The following is a 17,357-nucleotide window of genomic DNA, read 5'->3' as shown; positions in this document are numbered from 1 at the left end:
GCGTGCTTTACTGCGCCGTCGCGCACCAGCGCCGCCAGAGCGTGCGGAAGGCGGCCTCGTAGGCGCGGGCCAGAGCCGGAACGTCGCCGAGCGGGGAGGACGCGACGCGGTCCCGCAAGCCCGCGCGCAGGGCAGCCAACGCGTCGCGATCGGCGGCCAGCGCCACGGCGCGAGTGGAATAGGCGGCATCGGGAGCGATCAGGTCCGGCAACCCGGCGGAGGTCATGATGGCGGACCCCACCCGCGCGATTCCCAGATCCTGGGGGCGGCCCGCCGGCACGATCACCGGTACCCCCATCCACAGCGCCTCGCAGGTCGTGGTGTGGCCGTTGTAGGGGGTGGGGTCCAGCCCGATGTCCATGTCGTTGTAGTCGGCGAGGTTGGCGCGGATGCCGGCCGGCGGGCGGCGAAGCTCCAGCCGGTCCGAAGCCACGCCGTGGCAGGCGAACAGCGCGGTCAGGTGAGCGCGCGACGCCGTATCGCGCATCGCCTTGTATTTCAACAGCAGGCGGGAGTTCGGGACGGCCCTCAGCGCCCCCGCCCACAGGGCCACCGTCTCCTCGGTGATCTTGCTCGGGTTGTTGAAGGAGCCGAAGGTGATGAAGCCGTTGCGCAGCGCCGGCAGCGGGCCGACCTCCGGCGCTTCCGGCGGTCCCTGATAGGCCCAGGAGAAACGGGGCAGCCGCAGCAGCGGCTCGGCGTAATGGGCCTCCTCCCCCGGCGGGGCGAGCAGAGTGTCGGTGATGCAGGCGTCGAAGCGATCGATGCCGGTCGTGACGATGTTCACCGCCGTGGTCACCTGCACCGGCGCCGGGCGCCGGGTGAAGACGCCCAGCCGGTTGCCCGCCGTGTGGGAGGCCAGATCCACCAGCACGTCCACCCCGTCCCGCCGGACCCGGGCAGCCAGTTCCTCCTCGGTCAGAGTGGCCGCGTCGCACCAACGGTCGGCCAGGGCGCGAAAACGCTCCGTCTTGGCATCGGGAGCGGTGACGGTCGAATAGAAGTACAACTCCACCGCCGACCGGTCGAAGGCGCGGAACAGCGGCTCCATGTAGAAGGAAAAGGCGTGGTTCCGGTAGTCGCCGGACACCAGCCCGATGCGCAGGCGGCGGTCTGGGTTGGGATCGTTCGCCGGGCGCGGCAGGGGCGCCGCCACGGCGAAACGCTCCGCCCAGCGCCGCGATTCCTCCAGCAGGCCCGCACCGTCCTGACCGCTGCGGTAGAGCAGGGCGCACAGGTAGCGGCTGCGCGCATCGCGGTCGTCGGGGTCCAATTGAACCGCCCGCTGGAGCAGCGGCAGAGACTCCTCCACCCGTCCCATCAGCCCCAGCGCCCCAGCGAGATTGCTGAACGCGCCGGCATGGCCCGGCTGCACGGTCAGCGCCCGCCGCGCCGCCTCGGCCGCCGCGCCGTAACGTCCCAAGGTCTCGCAGGCGGCGGACAGGTTGACCCAGCCCTCCACATGGCCGGGCTGTACGGCCAGCGCCCGTCGGCAGGCTGTGGCGCCGTCCGTGGTGCGACCGGCCTCGTCGAGCAGCAGGCCGAGGTTGCTCAAGGCTTCGGCGTGGCCGGGGGCGAGCGCCAGCGTGTGGCGGAATTCCCGCATCGCTCCGCTCCGGTCACCCAGCGCATACAGCGCCGCCGCGCGGTCGAAGCGGATGCCCGCATCCTCCGGCAGCAACCGCACCGACCGCTCCAGAAGCGCCGCGGCCTCGGCACGCCGACCGGCGTCGCGATGGGCGCGCGCCATTATCTGAAGGAGCAGGGCGGCGCGCCCCGAGGCGCGATGGTCGCCGGGCACCAGCCGCACCGCGCGCTCCAGCGCCGCGACCGCCGCTTCGCGCAAATGGGTGCCGCCGTGGGGCAGGGTGTTGCCGAAGCGGTACCAGCCCTCCGCCGCGTCGGGGGCCAGCGACAGGGCGCGGCGATGGGCGGCGGCGGCCCGTTCCGGCTGCCCCGCGGCGTCGAGGATGTTGGCGAGGTTGGCGGGATAATCCGCCGCGTCGGGGCGCAGCGCCATGGCCTCGCCGATCAGCGCTGCGGCCTGTTCCACGCGCCCGGTCTGCCCGCACAGCACGCCCAGCAAATGGCGGGCGTCCGCTTGCTCGGGGGCGGCCTCCAGGATGCGCCCGTACAGGATCTCCGCCTCCGCCAACCGCCCGTTCATGTGGTGGTCGAGCGCGGCGGCGAGGGCTTCGGTTATGGTCGCCAGGGCGGGCCTCCGGTGTCCATGGGCAGCGGTTAGGGTCAGCGGGTCTTTTCGCCCATCGCGGTCCCGCCGTCCATCGCTGGAAGACGGGTCACTCCACGAAATCCTCGCGGCTGAGGCCGTAGCGCTTCAGCTTGTCGTAGAAGGTCTTGCGCGGAATGCTCAGCGCTTCGATGGCGGCCTTCACGCTGCCCTTGGCCCGCGCCAGTTCGCTTTCGATCAGGCTCTTCTCGAACAGGTCGACCTGCTCGGCCAGCGACAGCCCAGCGCGGCCCGCCGCCATCACCGGAGCGCCGCCGCCCACGGCGGCCAGCGCGTCGTCCAACCCGAGAACGAAGCGGTCGGCGGCGTTGCGCAGTTCGCGGACGTTGCCCGGCCAGTCGTGGGCCGCCAGCCGCTGCACCTGCGCCGGGCTGGGCGCGCGAGGCTCGCGGTTGTAGCGGGCGGCGGCCTGGACGACGAAATGCTGGAACAGCAGGGGGATGTCGTCGCGGCGGTCGCGCAGCGGCGGGATGGTCACCACGACGACGTTGAGCCGGTAATAGAGGTCCTCGCGGAACTTGCCCTCGCTGGCCGCCTTGCGCAGGTCCACCTTGGTCGCGGCGACGACGCGCAGGTCCACGGGGATCAGCTCGTTCGAGCCGAGCGGCTCCACCACCCGCTCCTGGATCACGCGGAGCAGCTTGACCTGGAGCGACAGCGGCATGCTCTCGATCTCGTCGAGGAAGAGGGTGCCGCCGCTGGCGTGCTCGATGCGCCCGACGCGGCGCTTGCCGGCCCCGGTGAAGGCCCCGGCCTCGTGCCCGAACAGCTCGCTCTCGAAGATCGCCTCGGGCATGGCGCCGCAGTTCAGGGCGACGAAGGGGTGCTTGCGCCGATTGCTGCCGGCGTGGAGGGCGCGGGCGACCATCTCCTTGCCGGTGCCGGTCTCGCCCAGCACCAGCACGTCGGCGTCGGTGTCGGCCACCGCGGCGATGGCGCTGCGCAGCCGCTCGATCCCCGGTGTCCGCCCGACGATGGGCGAGGCCTCCCCGGCGGGCAGCCCGGCCAGCTGGTCGCGCAGGCGGCGGTTCTCCAGCACCAGCCGGCGCTTCTCCACCGCGCGCCGCGTCACCTCGACCAGCCGGTCGGAGGGGAAGGGCTTTTCCAGAAAGTCGTAGGCGCCGCGCCGCATCGCCTCCACCGCCATCGGCACGTCGCCGTGGCCGGTGATCAGGATGACCGGCAGTTCGGGGTCCAGCGCCAGGGCGCGCTCCATCAGCTCCAGCCCGTCGATCTGAGGCATGCGCACGTCGGTGACCAGGGCGCCCGGCCAGTCGCGGCCGAGATGGCGCAGCGCCCGCTCCGCCCCATCGCAGGCGGTGACGTCGAAGCCGGCCAGTTCCAGCGCCTGCTGCCCGGCGAGGCGGACGGACCGCTCGTCGTCCACGAAGAGGACGGGGCCGCCCGGGGCGATGCTGCCGGTCGTCATGTCTGGATATCCCTGCGCTTGAGGCGGATGGTGAAGAGGGCGCCGCCCTCCGGATGGTTGGCGGCGGTCAGGCTGCCGCCGAAATCCTCGACGATGCCGTGGCTGATCGACAGGCCGAGCCCGAGCCCGTCGCCCGCCTCCTTGGTCGTGAAGAAGGGCACGAAGATGCGCGGCAGGTCGGCCTCGGCGATGCCGGGGCCGCTGTCGCGGACGGTCAGCACCGCCTCCTCCCCCTCCGTGGTCAGGGCGATATGAACGTGGCGATGGGGGGAGACGCGCATGGCGTCGGCGGCGTTGCCGATCAGGTTGACCAGCACCTGCTGCAACCGCACATCCTCGCCGGTGACCAGCAGGGGGCCGGGCGGCAGGTCGGTGTCCACCGTCACGGACTCGCGGCGCAGACGGGCCTCCAGCAAGGCCAGCGCCTGCCCGACGGCGGCGGCGGCGGAGACGGCGCCCAGCGTGCCCGAAGCGCGCCGGGCGAAGCCCTTCAGGCTGCGGGTGATGGCAGCCATGCGGTCGGTCAGGTCGGCGATCTCCGCCAGATTGTCGCGCACCGAGTCCGGCCGTCCGCGCTCCAGCAGCACCACCGCGTTGTCGGCGAAGCTGCGGATGGCGGCCAGCGGCTGGTTGATCTCATGCGCCATGGCCGCCGACATCTGGCCCAGCGCCGCCAGCTTGGCCGCCTGGGTCAGTTCGTTCTCGGTGGCGCGCAGCTCCGCCGTGGCGGCGGCCACGCGGCGCTCCAGCTCGGCCCGCGCCTCCTCCTGGAGGGCCAGCCGCTCTACGAGGTTGAGGCGGCGCTGGGCCAGCGCGTGGCCGGTCAGGGCGGCCAGCGCCACCACCGCGGCGGCGAGCAACCCGGCCTGCTGGGCGCGGGTGGCGACCGGGGCGAGGCTGGTCAGGGCGTGGATCGTCCAGTCGCCGCCGGGCACCGCGGCGGATTGCAGGAGGTAGCGCCGCTCCGCGTTGCCCTCGCGCAGGGTGATGCGGTCGGACGCCCCCCCGAAAGCCCAGGGCAGGGTGGGGATCTCTTCGGTCGCGGGGACCGCCACGGCGGGCAGCGTGACCGGCAGGCGGCGGGGCAGGGCGTTGTAGCGCCAGCCCTCGACGTTGGTGATGAAGACGACGCCGTCGCGGTCGGAGACCAGAACCTTCTCCTGGCCGCGCGACCAGGCGCGCTCCAGCTCCTGGAAGCCGACCTTCAGGACCACGACGCCCGCCAGCCGCCCGTCTGTGCGGTTTTCCGCCACCACCCGCTGCGCCGTGTAGTAGCCGGGGACGAGCGAGGTGGTGCCGAGCGCGAAATGGTGCCCCTCCCCCTGCTCCATGGCCGACTGGAAATAGGGGCGGTAGCTGAAATTCTGCCCGACGAAGCTGGGCGCGGCGTTCCAGTTGCTGGCCGCGACGGTGGTGCCCGCCCCGTTCATCACATAGAGGGCCGACGCCTTCAGCGTCGCCGCGATGGCCTCCAGCTTGCGGTTCAGGTGGTCCACCCGCTCCGGGCTGGGGTCGCGCAGCAGGTCGGCGACCTCCTGGTCGCGGGCGAGCACCATGGGCACGGCGGCGTGCCGCTCCAGCTCCGTGCGCAGGTTGGAGTCGTACAGCGACAGCTGCGCCGACCCCTGTTCGCGCAGGGATTCGCTGGCGTTGTCGGCCGCCAGACCCGCCGCCACCGCCGCGGCCAGCGGCATGCCGATCACCAGGACGGCCAGCATCACCCGCCGCGGACGGGCGAACAGGACGGGCAGCCGCCGAGCCAGCCAGTCGCGGCTTTGCGAAAATGTCCGGCGGGTGGGGGCGATCCTAACCAACGGTCCTCAATTCATGCCGCATCGCAACAAGGCGTCGCAATGTGCGGATTTTCGCACATGGATTCCGCCCCTGTCGTGCGGATTCTGACCCACGCGTTCCGTCAGAGCGCTGCGATTCCTCACTTTTGATTCTGGCACACCGCTTGCTTTGAGAGGGGCATGACGGGCAGGCCGCCGACCGCGAGACAAGAGCGGCAGCCCATTTCAGGAACGCCACGAGGAGACGATCATGCACGCCCAAGGGCAGCCCCAGAAAAAGCCATTCTACACGAACCTGACCGTCCAGGTTCTGACCGCGATCACCATCGGCATTCTGCTCGGCCATTTCTATCCGGCTCTTGCGGTGCAGATGAAGCCCCTGGGCGACGTCTTCATCAAGATGATCAAGATGGTCATCGGCCCGATCGTTTTCCTGACCGTGGTCACGGGTATCTCCTCGATCGGCGACATGAAGAAGGTCGGCAAGGTCGGCGGCAAGGCGATCCTGTATTTCGAGATCGTCACCACCTTCGCCCTGGGTCTCGGCCTGCTGGTCGTCAATCTGGTGAAGCCGGGGGCGGGGATGAACATCCAGGCCGGCTCGCTGAAGGCCGACGCCGTCGCCAAGTACGCCACCGAGGCGCAGAACCACACCACCATCGACTTCCTGGTCAACATCGTCCCGGACAACGTCGTCGGCGCCTTCGTCAAGGGCGACATGCTGCAGATCCTGTTCTTCGCGGTGATCTTCGGCGTCGCGCTGTCCGCCATGGGCCAGAAGGGCAAGGTGGTCGAGGACATGTTCGAGAAGGTGTCGCACGCCATGTTCGGCGTGATCGGCATCCTGATGCGCGTCGCCCCGCTGGGTGCCTTCGGCGCGATGTCCTTCACCATCGGCAAGTACGGCGTGTCGTCGCTGACCTCGCTCGGCCAGCTGATGGCGGCGGTCTACATCACGATGGCGCTGTTCGTCTTCGTCGTGCTGGGCAGCATCGCCCGCCTGTACAACTTCAGCCTCCTGACCTTCCTGCGCTACATCAAGGACGAGCTGCTGATCGTGCTCGGCACCTCCTCGTCGGAGTCCGTGCTGCCGCGCATGATGGAGAAGATGCAGAAGTTCGGCTGCTCCAAGCACGTTGTCGGCCTCGTCATCCCCACCGGCTACTCGTTCAACCTGGACGGCACCTCGATCTACCTGTCGATGGCCGCGATCTTCATCGCCCAGGCCTTCAACATCGACCTGACGATCTGGCAGCAGCTGACCATCCTCGGCCTGCTGATGCTGACCTCGAAGGGTGCGGCGGCGGTCACCGGCGGCGGCTTCGTGACGCTGGCGGCCACCCTGTCGGCCACCGGCCATCTGCCGATCGAAGGTCTGGCGCTGCTGCTGGGCGTTGACCGCTTCATGTCGGAAGCCCGCGCCATCACCAACCTGATCGGCAACGGCGTCGCCACCATCGTGGTTGCCAAGATGGAAGGCGAGTTCGACGAGAGCAAGGCGGTCGCCGAATACCAGGAGCACTTCAAGGAACCGGCGCTCGCCCGCATCTGACGCGGGTCCGGCTTCCGGTCCCAAGAGGTGAAAAGGAGGGGGCGGTCCGCCGCGGACCGCCCCTTTCCCCATTCCGATGCTTGGGCAATTCAGGTATAAGCCGGGGTGGAAACAGTTCGTCGTTCGGCAAATTAACTGAAATCAAGTTAAAAGGGGAGTGGACGTATGTCCGGCGACTTCGACGCTATGGCGCTTGAGTACCACCGGAACCCGAAGCCCGGTAAGCTGGCGATCGTCGCCACCAAGCCCATGGCGAACCAGCGCGACCTCGCGCTGGCCTATTCGCCGGGCGTGGCCGCGGCGTCCAGCGCCATCGCCGCCGACCCGGCCCAGGCCGCGGAGCTGACGGCCCGCGCGAACCTCGTGGCGGTCATCACCAACGGCACGGCGGTGCTGGGCCTGGGCGACATCGGTCCGATGGCCGCCAAGCCGGTCATGGAGGGCAAGGCCGTCCTCTTCAAGAAGTTCGCCGGCATCGACTGCTTCGACCTGGAGCTGAACGAGAAGGACGTCGACGGTCTGGTGGACACCATCGTCCGGCTGGAGCCGACCTTCGGCGCCATCAACCTGGAGGACATCGCCGCCCCCGCCTGCTTCGAGGTGGAGCGCCGCTGCCGCGAGCGGATGAAGATCCCGGTCTTCCACGACGACCAGCACGGCACCGCCATCGTGGTCGGTGCGGCCGTGCTCAACGGGCTGAAACTGGTCGGCAAGGACATCTCCACGGTCAAGGTCGTCTCCACCGGCGGCGGGGCGGCGGGCATCGCCTGCCTGGACCTGATGCTCAGCCTGGGCGTCAAGCGCGAGAACGTCTGGCTGGTCGACCGCATCGGCGTGGTCCACAAGGGCCGCAACGAGGAGATGAACCCCTACAAGGACGCCTACGCGCAGGACACCGACGCCCGCGTGCTGAACGACGTCATCGACGGGGCGGACATCTTCCTCGGCCTGTCGGGCGCCAAGGTGCTGAAGCCGGAGATGTTGGCCCGCATGGCCGACAAGCCGCTGGTGCTGGCGCTGGCCAACCCGGAGCCGGAGATCATGCCGGACCTCGCCCGGCAGGCCCGCCCCGACGCCATCATCGCCACCGGCCGCTCGGACTTCCCGAACCAAGTCAACAACGTCCTCTGCTTCCCCTTCATCTTCCGCGGCGCGCTGGACGTCGGGGCGACGACGGTGAACGAGGAGATGAAGATCGCCGCCACCCACGCCATGGCCAGCCTCGCCCAGGCCGAGCCGTCGGACGTGGTGGCCGCCGCCTATGTCGGCGAGAACCTGCGCTTCGGCCCGGACTACATCCTGCCCAAGCCCTTCGACCCGCGTCTGGTGATCGAAGTGTCCTCGGCGGTCGCCAAGGCCGCCATGGAGTCGGGCGTGGCGACGCGGCCGATCGCCGATTTCCGCGCCTACCGCGACAGCCTCGGCCAGTATGTCTTCCGTTCCGGCCTCGTCATGAAACCGGTCATCACCAAGGCGAAGGCGGCGCCCAAGCGCATCGCCTACGCCGAGGGCGAGGACCCGCGCGTCCTGCGCTGCGCCCAGGTGGTGGTGGACGACGGCATCGCCCACCCGGTCCTGCTCGGCCGCGCCGACGTGATCGAGCGGACCATCGCCGACATGGGCCTGCGCATCCGCATCGGCAAGGACGTGGAGGTGATCGAGGCCGCCCGTGACCTGCGCTGCCACAACTACGCCGAGGTCTACCGGCAGCTCATGGGCCGCCGCGGCGTGTCGCCGGCCAACGCGCTGAACGTCGTGCGCACCCAGCCGAGCGTCTTCGGCGCGCTGATGGTCCGCCGGGGCGAGGCCGACGGCATGGTCTGCGGCACCTCGGGCCGCTACGGCGACCACTTCAACCACGTCATGGACGTGATCGGCCTGCGCAAGGGCGTGAAGGTGGCCGGCGCGATGAACGGGCTGATCTCGCAGAAGGGCACGCACTTCATCTGCGACACCTACGTCAACCCCGACCCGACCGCCGAGCAGGTGGCCGAGATCGCCCGGCTGGCGGCGGAAGAGGTGAAGCGCTTCGGCATCGAGCCGAAGGTGGCGCTGCTCTCCCACTCCAACTTCGGCAGCGCGGACACCCCGTCGGCCCGCAAGATGCGTCTGGCCTACCAGCTCATCGCCGAGGAGAATCCCGACCTGGAGGTGGACGGCGAGATGCACGCCGACGCCGCCCTTTCGGAGGTGCTGCGCAAGGGCGTGCTGCCCGACAGCCGCCTGAAGGGCGAGGCGAACCTGCTGGTCATGCCGACCCTGGACGCCGCCAACATCGCCTTCAACATGCTGAAGATCATGGCCGACGCGCAGAATGTCGGGCCGATGCTGCTGGGCGCCGCGCGCCCCGTGCACATCGTCACCCCGTCGGTGACCACGCGCGGTCTGGTCAACATGACGGCGGTGGCGGTGGTCGACGCCCAGCTCGCCGCCCCGGTCAACGCCGCCCCGCGTCCCCCGGCGTTGCAGGACGGCGAGGACTGAGCAACCGCAACCGCGGGACCGGACGGTGCTTGCGCCGCTCCGGTCCCGCGGGCCACTCTGCCGGGATGAGTCCCGACGATGTCTCCCTGGATGACCTCCCCGGTCTGACGGCCCAGGCCGCCCGCCATCACGCGCAGGGGCGGCTGGCCGAGGCTGTGACCGCCTACACCGACGCCTTGCGGCTGGATCGCCGCAACCCGGCGCTGCTCTACGGCTTCGGGCTGGTGCTGCGCGATCTCGGACAGACTGACGGGGCCGCCACATGCTTCGAGGCGGCCTTCGCCCTTGACTCCCGGTTCGTGGACGCAGCCGACAGTCTGGGCACGCTGCACGCCGGGCAGGACCGTTTCGCGGAAGCCGAAGCCTGCCACCGCGCCGCTCTGGCCCGCGGCGCCGACCGGGCGACGTTCTGGAACAATCTGGCCAACGCACTGAGCCGGCAAGGTCGGGCCGCGGCGGCCCTGGCGGCGTGGCGACGCGCCGTTCTGCTCGACCCGGCTTTGCCGGAGGGGCTGTCCAACCTCGGCGGCGGGCTGCGCGACGCCGAGCGGCTGGACGAGGCCGAGCGAGCGCACCGTCGCGCCCTGCGGCTGACGCCGGACGAACCGCAGGCCATCAACAATTTCGGCCACGCGCTGCAGGCGCGGCTCCGCCACGCGGAGGCGGCCCGCTGGTTCCGCCGCGCCCTGGCGCTCGACCCCGGCTATGCGGCGGCACTCTGCAATCTTGGTCTGGCGGTGCAGCGTCTGGGCGACGGTGAGCTGGCGGAGCGTCTGTACGGGCGGGCGCTCCGCGTGTGTCCCGATCTGGCGCTGGCCCATTTCAACCGCGGCCTGCTGCAACTGGAGCGCGGCGCGCTGGCGGAGGGCTGGGCCGGCTATGGCTGGCGCTTCGCGTCCGGTCAGGCGGGCGGGGCGCGTCAGCCGCGGCTGCCCGCGTGGCGCGGCGAGGACTTGACGGGGAAGCGCCTGCTGATCTGGGGCGAGCAAGGGGTGGGCGACACCATCCTGTTCTCCTCCCTCTGCGCGGAGGCCATCGCCCGCGCGCACTCCGTGGTGATCGAGACCGACCGGCGGCTGGTGCCGCTGTTCGCCCGCTCCTTCCCCGGCGCGCTGGTCCGTTCCCCGATGCCCGATGCGGAGTCCGTGCCCGACTGCGACCGGCATACGCCCATCGGCTCCCTGGCGCGGGTCTTCCGCCGCGACCTGTCCACGTTCGCCGGTCCTGCCGGCGGCTGGTTGGTCCCCGATCCGGCGCGGGTGGCGTTCTGGCGGGAGCGGGTGGCGGCGCTCGGCCCCGGCCTTCGCGTGGGGATCGGCTGGCGCAGCGCGCTGATGACCGAATCGCGCCGCGTCGCCTACAGCCGGCTCGACCAGTGGGGTGCGCTGTTCGCCGTGCCGGGAGTGGTCTTCGTCACTCTCCAGTATGGCGCGTGCGAGGCCGAGCGGGCCGCGGCGGAGGCACGCTTCGGGGTCGCCATCCACCGCTGGGACGATCTCGACCTGACCGACGATTTCGACGGGACGGCGGCGCTGATGGCGAATCTGGATCTGGTGATCGCGCCGGCCACGGCAGTGGGGGAACTGGCGGCGGCGCTCGGCGTGCCGGTCTGGCGCTTCGGCGGTCGGGACTGGACCCAGCTCGGCACCGCGGTACGCCCCTGGTTCGCGGCGCAGCGCCTGTTCCAGCCGCAGGACGGGGAGGACACCCTTGGCGTGCTGAAAAGGATGGCTGGACAACTCGCCCGTTGCCCTATCTGAAATTTCGGCGAAAAACAATTCGCAACTTTACATGCTTTGCGGTAAAGTGAGGGTCTAGCGATCCATTCGCGTCCCCCCGATTGGGGGCGTGCCTGATGGGAGAGTGAGCCATGTCTGACGGAATGGCCGGCGTTGGTCAGATGGTTGCGGACCTCAACAAGTCCGTGTCCGCTGCTGTCGAGCGCCTGAAGGCGCAGCGGGAGGCCGAAGCCACCGCCAACGCGGACGTGCAGGAATTCCGCAAGGACGTTCGCAAGTCTTCCATCAACACCCCCGGTTTCGCCACGGACATGGGGGTTCTCGCCAAGAACATGACCCGCCTGAACGTGGTCGGCGCGCTGGGCGCCGATGATCCCGTCGATTTCTACAAGTTCCGCGTGACCACCAAGGGCGCGGTAACGCTGGGGCAGGTGGGCGACGAGGGGCTGCGCGTCCAGGTGATGTCCAAGTTCGGTACGGTCGTGGCCGACAGCGACAAGAGCGCCGGCAAGAATTACGATGCCTTCAAGGGCATGATGCAGGGCGAATACGAACTCGACCGCGGCGACTACACGCTGCGCTTGACACGTGAAAAGGGACAGTCCGCCAAGGACACCAAGAATTACGCCATTCAGCTCAGCATGGGCAAGTACACCCAGGATTACGACACGGTCGTCAAGGCACCGAAGAAGGGCGAAAGCCCGTTCAATCTCTCCACCGGCCAACAGGCCATGCTGGACGGGCTGAGCCAGGCGGCGTCGAGCCTGAATTCGATCCCCACCGGCCAGTCCGGCACGCAGAAACTCATGGGCAGCTTCAACCTGTTCGTCTGACCGAAGCCCATCCTCCGTCAAAGGCCGAAGCCCTTTCCCCATTCATGGGGGAAGGGCTTTTTCCATCCGGGGCTTGCGGTCCGCCCCGGCCAGTGATCCGCCCTGGTCGGTGTTCCTCCGCCGGCGCACTCCGCATGCGGCGGACCTTTCGCCCCTGGGAAATGTTAAGCCAACGCTATGACCGCACCGGACCACCCGATCCTGCTCTGCCACGACTGCGGGGCACCGCACGCCCTGCCGCCGGCCTTACCCGGCCATCGCGCGGAATGCCATCGCTGCGGGGCGGTGCTGCGCCATTTCCGGACCGGCGGGCTGGGGCACGCGGTGGCGCTCGCCATCGCCTCGACGATCCTGTTCATCACCGCCAATCTGTTCCCCATCCTGACCTTCGAACTGGAGGGGCGGGCGCAGACGGCGACCCTGCTCAGCGGTTCGGTGGCGCTGTGGGACGGCGGGTACGAGGTGCTGGGCGTTCTGGTCTTCTTCGTGTTGTTCCTGGCGCCGCTGGCTCAGGTGCTCGGCACGCTCTACGTCGTGATGCCGCTCGCCGCCGGACGGACGGCGGCGCCGGGTGCGGCCTGGATCTTCCGGACGGTGGCGCGGCTGCGCCGCTGGGCGATGGCGGAGGTCTTCCTGCTCGGCCTGATCGTCGCCTATGTGAAGCTGTCCGATCTGGCGGAGTTGGAGCCGGGTGCGTCGCTGGCCGCTCTGGTCGCCTTCATCCTGGTGCAGGTATGGGGGGAGGCGTCGCTCAGCCCCTTCGAGGTGTGGGAGCGGATCGCGCCGCAGACCCGCGTCGCCCAGACCGCCAGCGCCGACCCGGAGCGGCTGACCGCCTGTCACGACTGCCACCAAGTGGTCGCCGGGGCCGAGGGGGCCTGCCCGCGCTGCGGCGCCCGGCTGCACCACCGCAAGCCGAACAGCCTGCCGCGCGGCTGGGCGCTGATCTCCGCGGCGACGATCCTCTACATTCCGGCGAACCTGCTGCCGATCATGACGGTGGTCTATTTCGGCGCCGGCCAGCCCGACACCATCCTGTCCGGTGTGGAGGCGCTGATCGCGGCGGAGATGTGGCCGGTGGCCCTGCTGGTCTTCTTCGCCAGCATCACCGTGCCGGTGCTGAAGCTGATCGGGCTGGCCTATCTGCTGTGGACGGTGCAGCGGGGATCGCCGAAGCGGCAGCGCGACCGCACACGTCTTTACCGGTTGATCGAGGGGGTCGGGCGCTGGTCCATGGTGGACATCTTCATGATCTCGCTTCTGGCGGCCCTGGTCCAACTGGGCGCCATCGCCACCATCCACGCGGAGCTGGGCGCCGTCGCCTTCGCCGCGGTCGTCGTCATCACCATGCTGGCGTCGGAGTCCTTCGACCCGCGGCTGATCTGGGATGCGCCGCCCCGGCGGGCGCGCCGGCAGGATTCCCATCATGATTGATCCGAATTCCACGGTGGAGCCGGCCAACCCGGTGATCCGCCGCCGCCGCGGTTTGCCGCTGATCTGGCTGGTGCCGCTGATCGCCGCGCTGATCGGCGGCTGGCTGGCCTGGAGGACGCTGAACGAGCGCGGTCCGACCATCACCATCACCTTCGACACGGCGGAGGGGCTGGAGCCCGGGAAGACCCGTGTGCGCTACCGCGACGTGGATGTCGGGACGGTGCAGGGGGTGGCTGTCTCGCCCGATCTGGCGAACGTCGTCGTCTCCGTGCGCATGGTCAAGGGCGCCGCCTCCTACCTCAACGACCGGACGAGCTTCTGGGTGGTCAAGCCCCGGCTGGGCTTCGGCGGCGTGTCGGGCCTCGGCACGCTGGTTTCGGGCGCCTACATCGGCATGGACCCGGGAACCGGCAATGGCGAGGCGCTCAGCGCCTTCCGCGGGCTGGAGGAACCGCCGCTGATCCGCTCCAGCTCGCCGGGAAGGCGCTTCGCGCTGCGCGCCGACCGGCTGGGCGGCCTCGGGCCGGGGGCGCCGATCTACTACCGGGGCATCCAGGTCGGCGAAGTGGTCGGCTATGAGTTCTCGCGGGACTGGCAGTCATTGACCCTCCCGGTCTTCATCCACGCGCCCTATGACCGGATCGTCCGGCCCAACACCCGCTTCTGGAACGCCAGCGGCCTGTCGGTGTCCATCGGGCCGGAGGGGCCGACGGTGGCTCTGGAATCGCTGCAATCGCTGGCGACGGGCGGCGTGTCCTTCGAGACTCCCGGCCTTGGCGGCCCCGGCGACAACGGCGAGATCGCGGCGGAGGGCACGGACTTCCCCCTCTATGAGAGCCGCAACGCCGCCAGCGACGCCCGCTTCACCCGGCGGGTGCCCTTCCTGGTGCATTTCGACGGGTCGGTGCGCGGCTTGCATCCGGGGTCGGCGGTGGAGTTCCGCGGCATCCGGGTTGGTGAGGTGACCGACATCCGCCTCGACGTGGATCCGGTGACCGGCGAGGCCCGCATCCCGGTGACCCTGAACATCGAGCCGGAACGGCTGGGCGGCGAGCTGCCGGCGGCGCACGACACCGAAGCCGCCTATGCCGGCATGAAGGCGCTGGTCGAGCAGGGGCTGCGGGCGCAGTTGCGCACCGGCAACCTGCTGACCGGCGAGTTGATCGTGACGCTGGACCTGTTCCCTGACGCGCCGAAACAGACGATGATCTCCGGCGGTCCCTATCCGGAAGTGCCGTCCCAGCCGAACGTGCTCGACACGGCGACCAAAACCGCCACCGACCTGATGAACGAGCTTGCCCGCGCGCCCATCGCCGAAACGGTGGTGGAGTTGCGCTCGACCATCCAGAAGGCCGGCGCCCTGATCGGCTCACCGGAGGTGGCGCAGGCCATGGGCTCGCTCAGCCGGTCGCTGGCGGAGCTGGAGAAGACGACGCAGGCGCTGGGCAGCGAGGGCGAGCCGACCATCCGCGCTCTGCGCGACGTGGCGGAGAACACCTCCAAGCTGGTCCGGCAGGCCGAAAAGACGCTCAGCAGCACGGACGGTCTGGTCAACTCGTCCCGCCCCGCGGTCAGCGACCTGCAGGGGCTGGTGCGCGAGCTGACCGCGGCGGCCCGCTCCCTTCGTGGACTGACCGACTATCTCGAACGCCATCCCGAAGCCCTGATCCGGGGCAAACGCGGTTGAGGACTCCCATGGCTCCGATTGTTCATGCCCGTCGCCTGCTGCTGTGCGCCTCCGCCCTGGCGTCGCTCGCCGCTTGCAGCACGCCGCCAAGCCGCTTCTACCATCTGGACGCCGTCGCGCCGGATGCCGCCCAACCGCGGAGCGCCGAGGCGCAGCGGCGGGTGATCGGGCTGGAGGGCGTGGAGGTCCCCGGCTATCTCGACCGGTCCGAGTTGGTGATGCGGGCGCCGGGCAACCGGCTGGTCGTCATGGAGTTCGACCGCTGGGGCGGCCCCCTCGACGAGATGGTGACCCGTACGCTGCTGCGGAACCTGGAGAAAGGCCTGCCGGGGGCGGAGGTGGTCGGCCTGCCGCTTCAGCGCGACTTCCCGCTGTCCCAGGTGGTGGAGGTGACGTTGGACCGCTTCGACGCGGCGGAGGACGGGCCGGCCGTTCTGGAGGCGCGCTGGCGCGTCTTCGACCAGGGCGGCGACCGGCTGCGCCGGCTGGGCCACACCGCGGCGCAGGAACCGGTGAGTGCGGCGGGCGATCCCGGTGCCGTTGCCGAGGCTCTCAGCCGCACGCTGGCCCGCTTGGCGCAAGATATTGCAAGCGCGCTGCGTTGATCTGATCGGTCTATTTTAAATTAGCCGAACCAGATGAAAATAACCGATTTTCGATGGAGTGTCTCACATGGTGCGCCGCAATAGCTGTCATTTGTCTCAGTTTATGTGATCGCGCATAACTTGGACGGTGCCCTGCGTATTCCGCAGAGATTGATTGATTGGGATCAATGTGGCCGGGGAGCTTTGGGCGCCTACTGATTGGGCAAGCGCGATGCTTGGTCGGGCGGGTCCGTCCGGTCCGGCGCCGCGCAACGTGGCGCGGCCCCCGCCGGGGAGGGCAGGGACCGCCGCAGACCAATAGAGGCGCGTCATGGATTCCCTGATGTTCGAACCGAAAATCCCCGTTGCCGAAGCCGAGACGCCGAACCCCTGGCGCGGTTTCGCGCCCGGTTCCTGGCGGACCACGGTCGATCTGCGCGATTTCATCGTGAAGAACGTCCGCCCCTACGGCGGCGACGGCAGTTTCCTCTCCCCGGCCAGCGACCGCACCCTGTCGCTGTGGAACAAGGTGCGCGATCTCCTGAAGGAGGAGCGTGCGGCCAAGGGCGGCGTTCTCGACGCCGACACGGAACTGGTGTCCTCCATCGTCAGCCACGCCCCCGGCTACATCGACCGGGAGCTTGAGGTCATCGTCGGGCTTCAGACGGACAAGCCGCTGAAACGGTCGATCATGCCCTTCGGCGGTTGGCGCATGGTCAAGACGGGGCTGGAGGCCTATGGCTTCAAGCCCTCGCCCAAGCTGGACGACGTGTTCCCGGCGCTGCGCAAGACGCACAACGACGGCGTCTTCGACGTCTACACCGACGAGATGCTGCGCTGCCGCAAGTCGGGCGTCATCACCGGCCTGCCGGACGCCTACGGCCGCGGGCGCATCATCGGCGACTACCGTCGCTTGGCGCTCTACGGCGCGACCTTCCTGATCGAGGACAAGAAGGCCCAGTACAAGAGCCTGGAAGTCGACCGCATCGACGAGAACACACTGCGCCTGCGCGAGGAGATCACCGAACAGATCCGCGCGCTCCGCGACCTCGTGACGATGGCGGCGTCCTACGGCTTCGACGTGAGCCGCCCGGCGACCAACGCCTTCGAGGCGGTGCAGTGGACCTACCTCGCCTATCTGGCGGCGGTGAAGGAGGCCAACGGCGCGGCCATGTCGCTCGGCCGCGTGTCGAGCTTCCTCGACGTCTACATCGAGCGCGACCTGCGCGAAGGCCGCCTGGACGAGGCGGGCGCTCAGGAGTTGATCGACCAGTTCGTCATCAAGCTGCGGATGGTGCGTTTCCTGCGCACGCCGGAATACGACCAGCTCTTCTCCGGCGACCCGACCTGGGTGACGGAGTGCATCGGCGGCATGGCGCTCGACGGGCGCACGCTGGTCACCAAGGGCAGCTTCCGCATGCTGCACACGCTCCAGAATCTCGGCCCGGCGCCGGAACCGAACCTGACGGTGCTGTGGTCGGAGAGCCTGCCGGAGGGTTTCAAGAAATTCTGCGCGGAGACGTCGATCAAGACCTGTTCGGTGCAGTACGAGAACGACGACCTGATGCGGC

Annotated in this window: 11 protein-coding genes; 8 read left to right on the top strand and 3 right to left on the bottom strand. The window is 69.5% G+C overall.

Going from position 1 to position 17,357, the window contains the following annotated elements; genetic code table 11:
- Positions 1-7: 7 nt before the first annotated feature.
- The 3 genes from DS837_RS28450 to DS837_RS33165 all read right to left on the bottom strand — a co-directional run bounded on the left by DS837_RS28450 (position 8) and on the right by DS837_RS33165 (position 5,494).
- A complete protein-coding gene (locus DS837_RS28450; RefSeq protein ID WP_425599279.1) occupies positions 8-2,203 on the bottom strand; it encodes a tetratricopeptide repeat protein in 2,196 nt (731 codons plus the stop codon).
- 97 nt (positions 2,204-2,300) lie between these two features.
- Positions 2,301-3,680 (bottom strand): sigma-54-dependent transcriptional regulator, encoded by a 1,380-nt coding sequence (locus DS837_RS28445; RefSeq protein WP_149167811.1) that lies wholly within the window; start codon positions 3,678-3,680, stop codon positions 2,301-2,303.
- The gene (locus DS837_RS33165; protein ID WP_282187594.1) at positions 3,677-5,494 is read right to left on the bottom strand and encodes a sensor histidine kinase; all 1,818 of its coding nucleotides are present in this window, start codon (positions 5,492-5,494) and stop codon (positions 3,677-3,679) included. Before DS837_RS33165 ends, DS837_RS28445 begins: the two co-directional genes overlap by 4 nt.
- A gap of 229 nt (positions 5,495-5,723) precedes the next feature.
- Between DS837_RS33165 and DS837_RS28435 the strand changes: the two genes are divergently transcribed.
- From DS837_RS28435 to DS837_RS28400, 8 genes are all read left to right on the top strand, one after another.
- Positions 5,724-7,025, top strand: a complete 1,302-nt coding sequence (locus tag DS837_RS28435) for a dicarboxylate/amino acid:cation symporter (protein WP_149167810.1) — start codon at positions 5,724-5,726, stop codon at positions 7,023-7,025.
- A 165-nt stretch (positions 7,026-7,190) separates the two neighbouring features.
- Positions 7,191-9,509 (top strand): NADP-dependent malic enzyme, encoded by a 2,319-nt coding sequence (locus DS837_RS28430; RefSeq protein ID WP_149167809.1) that lies wholly within the window; start codon positions 7,191-7,193, stop codon positions 9,507-9,509.
- A 65-nt stretch (positions 9,510-9,574) separates the two neighbouring features.
- Positions 9,575-11,269, top strand: a complete 1,695-nt coding sequence (locus DS837_RS28425) for a tetratricopeptide repeat protein (protein ID WP_149167808.1) — start codon at positions 9,575-9,577, stop codon at positions 11,267-11,269.
- Between the two features lie 110 nt (positions 11,270-11,379).
- Positions 11,380-12,081 (top strand): hypothetical protein, encoded by a 702-nt coding sequence (locus DS837_RS28420; protein WP_149167807.1) that lies wholly within the window; start codon positions 11,380-11,382, stop codon positions 12,079-12,081.
- A 177-nt stretch (positions 12,082-12,258) separates the two neighbouring features.
- Positions 12,259-13,515: a paraquat-inducible protein A gene (locus DS837_RS28415; RefSeq protein WP_149167806.1), complete on the top strand. Its 1,257-nt coding sequence runs from the start codon at positions 12,259-12,261 to the stop codon at positions 13,513-13,515.
- Positions 13,508-15,202: a PqiB family protein gene (locus DS837_RS28410; RefSeq protein WP_247890176.1), complete on the top strand. Its 1,695-nt coding sequence runs from the start codon at positions 13,508-13,510 to the stop codon at positions 15,200-15,202. Before DS837_RS28415 ends, DS837_RS28410 begins: the two co-directional genes overlap by 8 nt.
- 8 nt (positions 15,203-15,210) lie before the next feature.
- Positions 15,211-15,807 (top strand): PqiC family protein, encoded by a 597-nt coding sequence (locus DS837_RS28405; protein WP_247890175.1) that lies wholly within the window; start codon positions 15,211-15,213, stop codon positions 15,805-15,807.
- 322 nt (positions 15,808-16,129) lie between these two features.
- A partial coding sequence (locus DS837_RS28400) for a pyruvate formate lyase family protein (RefSeq protein WP_425599278.1) occupies positions 16,130-17,357 on the top strand: 1,228 nt, incomplete at its 3' end.

Origin of the sequence: Azospirillum brasilense (assembly GCF_008365405.1) — a bacterium.
GTDB lineage: Bacteria > Pseudomonadota > Alphaproteobacteria > Azospirillales > Azospirillaceae > Azospirillum > Azospirillum brasilense_D.
This window is presented reverse-complemented; position numbering and strand designations above follow the sequence as displayed.